This window comes from Streptomyces glaucescens (assembly GCF_002154375.1).
Classification (GTDB): Bacteria; Actinomycetota; Actinomycetes; order Streptomycetales; family Streptomycetaceae; genus Streptomyces; species Streptomyces glaucescens.
On sequence record NZ_MUND01000693.1, the window covers coordinates 1 to 7,693 of the forward strand.

Annotated in this window: 7 protein-coding genes; 2 read left to right on the forward strand and 5 right to left on the reverse strand. The window is 74.4% G+C overall.

What is annotated here, in order from left to right:
- Nucleotides 1-169: 169 nt before the first annotated feature.
- The 4 genes from CCN42_RS35190 to CCN42_RS35205 all read right to left on the reverse strand — a co-directional run bounded on the left by CCN42_RS35190 (nt 170) and on the right by CCN42_RS35205 (nt 5,098).
- The gene (locus tag CCN42_RS35190) at nt 170-1,678 is read right to left on the reverse strand and encodes a DUF2252 domain-containing protein (protein ID WP_422641240.1); all 1,509 of its coding nucleotides are present in this window, start codon (nt 1,676-1,678) and stop codon (nt 170-172) included.
- A 138-nt stretch (nt 1,679-1,816) separates the two neighbouring features.
- Nucleotides 1,817-3,199, reverse strand: a complete 1,383-nt coding sequence (locus tag CCN42_RS35195) for an MFS transporter (protein WP_158102179.1) — start codon at nt 3,197-3,199, stop codon at nt 1,817-1,819.
- Nucleotides 3,200-3,435: 236 nt separating this feature from the next.
- On the reverse strand, nt 3,436-4,410 hold the full coding sequence (locus CCN42_RS35200) for an NADPH:quinone reductase (protein WP_086741445.1): 975 nt from the start codon (nt 4,408-4,410) through the stop codon (nt 3,436-3,438).
- A 115-nt stretch (nt 4,411-4,525) separates the two neighbouring features.
- Nucleotides 4,526-5,098 carry an NADPH-dependent FMN reductase gene (locus CCN42_RS35205; protein WP_086741446.1) on the reverse strand — a complete coding sequence of 191 codons (573 nt, stop codon included), beginning with the start codon at nt 5,096-5,098 and terminating at the stop codon, nt 4,526-4,528.
- A gap of 215 nt (nt 5,099-5,313) precedes the next feature.
- Here CCN42_RS35205 and CCN42_RS35210 point away from each other — a divergent pair, with 215 nt between their 5' ends.
- On the forward strand, nt 5,314-6,195 hold the full coding sequence (locus CCN42_RS35210; protein ID WP_086167879.1) for a pirin family protein: 882 nt from the start codon (nt 5,314-5,316) through the stop codon (nt 6,193-6,195).
- 27 nt (nt 6,196-6,222) lie between these two features.
- On the opposite strand, the gene CCN42_RS35215 is transcribed toward CCN42_RS35210, so the two are convergent.
- Nucleotides 6,223-6,894: a TetR/AcrR family transcriptional regulator gene (locus tag CCN42_RS35215; RefSeq protein WP_086167880.1), complete on the reverse strand. Its 672-nt coding sequence runs from the start codon at nt 6,892-6,894 to the stop codon at nt 6,223-6,225.
- 203 nt (nt 6,895-7,097) lie between these two features.
- Here CCN42_RS35215 and CCN42_RS46310 point away from each other — a divergent pair.
- Nucleotides 7,098-7,693 (forward strand): SRPBCC family protein (locus CCN42_RS46310; RefSeq protein ID WP_425444737.1); only part of this gene is annotated, 596 nt, incomplete at its 3' end.

Genomic DNA, 7,693 nt, shown 5'->3' on the forward strand with positions numbered 1-7,693 from the left:
CAGGCCCCCCCTCTCTCCCTCCAGGCCCAGCGCTCACCAAGCTCTGGCGGTCCACCCCGGGCTCAGCGCTCGCCCAGACCGCGCGCTCACCTCCAGGACCAGCACCCAGCACTCCTCGGACCCCGCGCTCACCCCCAGGCCCAGCACTCCTCAGACCCACGCCCTCCCCTCACACCCCCATCTCCGCCGCCACCCGTCCCGCGCGGATCGCCGTGAGCAGTTCCGCGTGGTCGGCTTCGGTGCGGTCGGCGTAGGTGAGGGCGAAGGCGGCCATGGACTCGTCCAGTGCGGTGTTCTTGCCGCAGTAGCCGGCGATCAGGCGCGGGTCGGCGCTGTGGGAGTGGGCACGGGCCAGGAGGGCGCCGGTCATACGGGCGTAGTCGTCGATCTGGTCGGCGGCGAGGGCGGCCGGGTCGACGCTGCCCTTGCGGTTGCGGAACTGGCGGACCTGGAAGGGGCGGCCGTCGACCGTCGTCCAGCCCAGGAGCGTGTCGCTGACCACCTGCATGCGCTTCTGGCCGAGCACGACCCGGTGGCCTTCGTGCTCCACGGGCGGGGCCTGGAATCCGGCGGTCGTCAGGTGGGGCAGCAGGGCGGACGGACGGGCCTCCTTGACCTGGAGGATCAGGGGTTCGCCGCGGTGGTCGAGGAGGAGGACGACGTACGAGCGGGTGCCCACGCTGCCTGTGCCGACCACGCGGAACGCCACGTCGTGCACGGCGTGCCGGGCCAGCAGGGGGAGGCGGTCCTCGGGGAGCGTGGTCGTGTACTCCGCCAGGGCCGCGGCGACCGCCGCCGCTTCCGCGTCGGGTATCCGGCGCAGCACCGGGGGTGCCTCCACGAAGCGGCGTCCGCCGCCCGGGGCGGGCTCGGTCGACTTGGCCGCGAACCGTCCGCTGGTGTTGGCCCGTGCCTTCTCCGAGACCCGGTCCAGGGTGCCGAGGAGGTCGTGGGCGTCGGTGTGCGAGACCAGTTCCTCGTCTGCGATGGCGTTCCACGCGTCGAGGACCGGCAGTTTGGCCAGCAGCCGCATGGTGCGGCGGTAGGCGCCCACCGCGTCGTGGGCCGCCGCGCGGCAGGTGTCCTCGTCGGCGCCGGCCTCCCGGCCAGCGAGCACCAGGGAGGTGGCGAGCCGTTTGAGGTCCCATTCCCAGGGGCCGTGCACCGTCTCGTCGAAGTCGTTGAGGTCGATGACCAGGCCGCCGCGCGCGTCGCCGTACAGTCCGAAGTTCGCCGCGTGCGCGTCGCCGCAGATCTGGGCGCCGATGCCGGTGACGGGGGTGCGGGCGAGGTCGTACGCCATGAGGGCGGCCGTGCCGCGCAGGAAGGCGAACGGCGTGGCCGCCATCCGGCCGATGCGCAGCGGTGTCAGCTCGGGTATGCGGTCGCGGTTGGACTCCTCGACCGCGGTCACCGCGTCGGGGCGGGAGGCGTCGAGGTCGAGGCGGGCGTGCGCGTGCCGTGGCACTCGGTCCCGCAGGGCCTTGCCTTCCTCCTTGGGCGAGCCCTGGGCGGGCCACTCGGCGAATCCGCGCACCTGGGGCAGCCGTCGCCGTGTTCCCGGCTCCCCGGCCGCTCCCGCTTCCGCCCTCGCGGCGGCCCTCGCTCCCGGCTGTGCTCCGGCCCCCGCCCGGGACTGCTCTCCGGCCTGCCTTCCGATCCGCGCCTTCGCGTTCACCTCGGTCACTTCGACCGCCTCCCCCGTCCTTGCACGGCACCCGGCCGCCCGACATCAGCTCGTGCCGACCGTACCGCCGCCCGGCGCGAGCGCGTCAGCCTTGTGGACAACTCCGCTGCTCGGCTGTGGACAACCGGTTCACGCGGTCGGGGGCAGGCCGTGCGGCGCTGTCGTGGCGTTCGGGCGCAGGCCGTACGCCGCCGTCGCGCAGAGCAGCACGGCGGCGGCGGCGAGCGCCTCGAAGGCGAAGGCGTAGCCGCCGGCCGCTGCGGCGGGGTGGCCGGCGGCTGCCAGGCCGGCCGTGCGGGACTGGACCGCCGAGGTGACCAGGGCGATGCTGAGGGTCGGCCCGGCCAGGATCGCGGCGTTCACCACCGCGCCGGCCAGGGCGGTCTCCCGGTCGCCCGCGCCGGCCACGGCCGCCACGACGGCCGCCGACATCAGCAGGCCGATGCCGCAGGCGACGACGGCCATGCCGGTCAGCAGCGCCGGGGTCGATGCGGTGCGGATGCCGATGCCGCCGATGCCGTACAGCCCGGCGGCGATCGCCGCCGCGCCGGTCACGGCGACCGTGCGGGGGCCCAGCCGGGCCACGGCGGGGCCGGCGACGGTGCCGACGGCGAGCAGCACCGCGGTGTACGGAAGGAACGCCCCGGCGTTGGCGAGGGCGGAGTAGCCGCGGGTCTGCTGGAGGTAGAGGGCGAGCAGGAACGCGGTGGCCGCACCGGTGCCGGGGCCGAACAGGGCGCACACGAGGGCGGTGGCGCGCGGGCGGGAGGCGAGGAAGCCGCGTGGCAGCAGGGGGGCGGGCACCCGGCGTTCGGTGGCCGTGAAGGCGGTGAGCAGGACGGCTCCGGCGGCCAGTGCGCCGAGTACGGGTGCCGAGGACCAGCCGTACGGGCCGGCCAGCGCGCAGCCGCAGCCGAGCATGGTCAGCGCGCCGGTGCCGAAGAGGGCGCCGAGCAGGTCCATGGGGACGCGGTCCGGGGGTGGTCCGGGCGGAAGGGTGCGTACGGCGGCGGCGAGTGCCAGGGCGGCCGCCGCTGCCAGGACGACGAAGCTCCACCGCCAGGACGTCCAGGTGACCAGCGCGCCGCTGAGCAGGATTCCGGCCGAGGCGCCCAGGCTGGCGAGCAGTCCCCACAGTGCCGTGGCGGCGGAGCGGGCCCGGCCCTCGGGGAAGACGGTCTTCAGCAGGGCCATCGCGGCGGGCGCGGCCAGCGCGGCCCCGCAGCCCTGCGCGAAGCGGGCGGCCATCAGTGTCCAGGGCCCGTGGGCGAGCGCGGCGGCGAGGGAGGCGAGTGCGAACAGGCCGGTGCCCAGGGCGAACACGGTCCGCCGGCCGCCCCGGTCGGTGAGCCGGCCGCCGAGCAGGAGCAGCCCGCTGAAGGCGAGACCGTACGCGGCGGTGTCGAGGACGAGGTCCGTCCGGGTCAGGCCGAGTTCGCGCTGCATCGCCGGGCCGGCCGCGAAGGTCACCGAGACGGAGGCGTTGAGCGTCAGGTGCACGGTGCCGAGCACGCCGAAGCGCCGCCTTCCGTGGCGGTCGCGTGCCCCCGGTGGCGAGACCCGTGCGGCCGGGGACGGCGGCGATGGCACCGGTGCCGGGATCGCTGCCGGTGACGCGAGGGTGTCGTCCATGGCGCCGAGTCTCGCAGCGGGCCGTTCACGGTCCGGGGGGTGCGTGAACAGTCCGTCAGGTCCGGGGATCATGTGTCGGATCGGAGGGGCATCGGAGATGGCCGGTTGCCGGTCCGCTACGGCACCAGCACCACGCGTCGCCCGTGCAGTTCGCCCGCCTCCAGGCGCTGGTGGACGCGGGCCGCCTCGGCCAGGGGGACGCGTTCCAGGGAGCGGGGGCGCAGCCGGCCGGAGGACAGCAGGTGGTTGACCGTGCGGGCGGCTTCGGCGAGTTCGGCGGTGGTGGCGTGGGAGATGACGAAGCCGACGACGGAGCCGTCCTTCATGTAGAGGGGCCCGGCGGGCAGCACCGGCTGGGTGCGGGCGCCGGCCAGCAGCACGATCCGCCCCCGGTGCGCCAGGCTGTCGACGGCGGTGGCGAGGTCGTTGGTGCCGGAGGTGTCGAGGTGGACGTCGACGCCGTCCGGGCACTCCTTGCGGAGCTGCTCCGGCAGGCCGGGGTCGCGGTAGTCCAGCACCGTGTGCGCGCCGAGCGAGGCGACGTACTCGGCGTCGCGGGCGGCGGCGGTCGCGACGACCCGGGCGCCGGCCTCGGCGGCCATGACGACCAGGGCGCCGCCCACGTTGCCGGCCGCCCCGGCGACCAGGACCGTCTCGCCGGGGCGGACCCGGCCGTGGGTGAACAGGCCGAGGTAAGCGGTGGCCGCAGGGTGCAGGACGGCGACGGCGGTGGCCGGGTCGAGGCCGGCGGGCAGGTGGTAGAGCCGGTCGGCGGGGACGACGGCCCGCTCGGCGGCGGCGCCCTGCCGGCCGCCGTGGCCGAGGCTGTTGCACCAGACGCGGTCGCCGGGGGCGAAGCCCGGGGCGCCCGGCCCCGCGGTGACGACGGTGCCGACGAGGTCGCGGCCGATGACGAACGGGAACTCGACGGGGGTGCGGAAGATCCCGGACCGTACGAAGGTGTCGACCGGGTTGGCCGACACGGCCTCGACCTCGACCAGGACGTCCGTGGGGCCCGGATCCGGTGCCGGCACCTCGCCGTAGCGGATGTTCTCCGCCGGACCCAGCTCTTCTATGAACGCCGCACGCATGCCTTGCCAACTCCCTCTGGTTCCGGGGCGGGAATGTGCCGAAGGGCCGTACGGGGGAACGAAACGGCCCTTCGGGGTCTGTGGGGACGGTCCGCGTGGGACGGCCGTCCGCGGGTCAGGCGGCCGGGACCGCCTTGCTGTCCCGGATCCGGGCGGCGAGGGCGTCGAGCAGGCCGCGCAGCAGCTCGATGGTGGACTCGTCGGTGAGGTTGCCGGCCTCGTCGAAGCGCTCGTGGGCGCGGAAGATCTGCAGCTCGGGCTTGCCGACGACCTGGGAGTCGGTCCACAGGAACAGCTGGCGCAGCGACAGCTGGGCGCGCACGGTGCCGAAGTTGGACGGGGCGGCGCCGGCGAGGGCGATCGGCTTGCGGGTGAGCGAGGAGTTCAGGCCGGGGGTGCTCGCCCAGTCGAGGGCGTTCTTCAGCGGGCCGGGGATGCCGTAGTTGTACTCGGGGGTGGCGATGAACAGGCCGTCCGCCTCGGTGATACGGCGGCGCAGGTCGGCCACGGCGGCCGGGGGCGTCGCGGTGTCGAGGTCCTGGTCGTAGAGGGGGATGTCGCGCAGGCCCTCGTAGATCTCGACCGTCAGGTCTCCCGGGGCGAACTTCTGCGCCGCGCGCACCAGGGCGCCGTTGTAGGAGGCGGAGCGCAGGCTGCCGGAGATGGCCAGGATCTTGAGCTCGGGCATGAGCGGTCCTTCCAACGGTGTTGCGTCAGCGGGGGGTTACGGCAGGGAGTCTGCCGTCGTCCGCGAGGGGGCCGCGAGCGCGGGCGGCGGACTGTGTCAGCTCGTGTGTCACGTCGGGGGCCCTTGCCGGGTGTCGGGACGGCGCGTATAAATGAACTATACAGTTCAGTCCACTTACGCTCCCCGACTCCCGTCGCCCATCGGAAGGTGTCGTCATGCAGGCCGCCAAGAACAGCACCGCCACCCGCTCGGTCACCGCCGTCCTGCCCCCCGTCCACACCGTGGAGGGCGAAGGCTTCCCCGTCCGGCGGCCGTTCCCGACGGACCGCCTGCCGCTGCTCGACCCGTTCCTGATGGTCGACCAGGTCGGTCCGGTGCGGCTCGGGCCCGGCGAGGCGAAGGGCGCCCCGGACCACCCCCACCGGGGCTTCGAGACGATCGCCTACGTCCTGGCGGGCGACCTGGAGTACGCGGACTCGACCGGCAGCCGGGGCGTGGTGCCGCCGGGGGCCGTGCAGTGGCTCACCGCGGGCGCCGGCGTGGTCCACTCGGCCATGCCGACGGAGGGTTTCCGGCGGGCCGGCGGGCTCCAGCACAACCTCCAGATCTGGGTCAACCTCCCGGCCGCCCGCAAGGGACTGCGCCCGCGCACCCAGAACCGCGGCCCGGCGGACATCCCCGTGGTGCGCACGCTCGGCGGATCCTGGTTCAAGGTGATCGCGGGCTCCGCGTTCGGGGCGACGGGCCCCTTCGACACCCAGGTCCCGGTGACCGTCGTCCACGCCGGTCTCGCCCCGGGCGAGTCGGCCGAACTGCCCGCCCCCGCCGGGCACAACGCGGCGGTGTACGTGCTGACCGGCAGCGCCTCCGTGGCAGGGCGCGTCGCGGAGGACGGCGAACTGGCCGTCCTCGGCGACGACGGCACCACCGTCCGCGTGGCCGGCGGACCGACCGGCGCCGACCTGCTGTTCCTCGCCGGCGAGCCGATCGGCGAACCCGTCGTGCGCAGCGGGCCGTTCGTCATGAACACCCCGCAGCAGATCGCCCGCGCCCACGCCGACCACGCCGCCGGGCGGCTGGGCCGCTACGACGACTGAGCGGGACCCTTCCGGGACCGGCCCCTATTACTTCCCCGGTACCGCGGCACCGGTGCCGTAGCGGGCGAGGAACATGTCGACGCCGCCCTCCACCAGGCGGTCGGCCAGCGACGCGCTCATGTCCGCGCCGTACGAGCCGTAGACCAGGTGCGGGGAGAGCACCAGGCCCGACAGCTGGAGCACCGCCAGTTCCATGTCCGGGATCCGCAGCAGACCGCGCTCGTCGAGCCGGCCCAGGGCCCGGGCGAGCGCCGCGTGCTGCCGTACCGGGCCGCGCTCCTGCCAGATCTCGCCGAGTGCGGGGAAGCGGCGGCGTTCACCGGCGATGACGTCGCGCAGGGCCAGCACCTCGGGCGTGGCGAGGCCGGACACCCAGGAGCGGCAGGCCGCGAGGAGGTCGGCCCGGACGTCGTCGGACTCGGCGAGCCGGTCGATGATCAGCGACTCGGAGGCGCCCAGCGCCTCGTCGAGGGTGCGGCCGATCACCTCCTTGAAGAGGTTCTCCTTGCTGCCGAAGTGGTTGTAGAGGGTGACCTTGGAGACGCCCGCCTCGGCGGCCAGCAGATCCACGCCGGCACCGAAGCCCTCGCGCAGGAAGACCCGGTGGGCCGCCTCCAGGATGGCCTGCCGTTTCCGCGCGGCCCGTGCTCCGGACGGGGCGGCCGGCGGCCCCTCGGGGGCGCTCTTCGCTGTGCGCATGTCGACTCCTCGGTGCTCGTACGGCCACTCAGTCTAGGGATCGGGGGCGGACCCCTTGCCTACAACTGAACCGAACCGTATAGTTCAGTTCAGGCGGGCGGCACACCACCGCACGAGAACGCCTTCCGCACCGTCCGTGCACCACCTCCCGCACCGCTTTCCGCCCCGCGTCTTCACGCCACCACGCCAACGGAGGTACATCCGTGTCCACCCAGCCCCTCTTCTCCGCCCGCGCCGAGATCACCGTCTCCGCCCGCCCCGACGAGGTCTACGCGGTCGTCAGCGACCTGCCCCGCAGCGGCGAATGGAGTCCCGAATGCCTCGGCGGCACCTGGGTCACCGGGGAACCCGGCGCCGTCGGCTCCGTCTTCCGCGGCGAGAACCTGCGCAGCGAGGACGTGGTCGCCTGGGCGCCGGTGGTGCGCGGCCGGTGGACCACCCACGNNCCGGCCGCACCTTCCGCTGGGCCATGCACGACAGCAAGGGCGAGAAGCAGCAGAGCGTCTGGGGCTTCGACGTCGAGCCGGACGGCGAGGACACCCTGCTCGTGCACCACTTCCGCATGGACGCCCCCACCGAAGGAATCCGCGGCATCACCGCGGAGATGGACACGGACGCGAAGCGCCGGTTCTTCGAGGAGTGGGGCGAGAAGGTCGCCGGCGACCTCGCGGAGACGCTACGGCGGATCAGGACGGTCATCGAGAAGACCGTCTGACCGAGCGTCGGCCGACGCCCCACCCCCGGCTCCCGCAGCCCGCACCCGCAACCGCACCCGCACCCGCACCCGCACCCGCAGCGC

Excerpts from the sequence above, each read along its gene's own strand:
- CCN42_RS35200 (WP_086741445.1), bottom strand. The coding sequence starts at position 4,410 with ATGCGTGCGGCGTTCATAGAAGAGCTGGGTCCGGCGGAGAACATCCGC.
- CCN42_RS35205 (WP_086741446.1), bottom strand. The coding sequence starts at position 5,098 with ATGCCCGAGCTCAAGATCCTGGCCATCTCCGGCAGCCTGCGCTCCGCC.
- CCN42_RS35210 (WP_086167879.1), top strand. The coding sequence starts at position 5,314 with ATGCAGGCCGCCAAGAACAGCACCGCCACCCGCTCGGTCACCGCCGTC.
- CCN42_RS35215 (WP_086167880.1), bottom strand. The coding sequence starts at position 6,894 with ATGCGCACAGCGAAGAGCGCCCCCGAGGGGCCGCCGGCCGCCCCGTCC.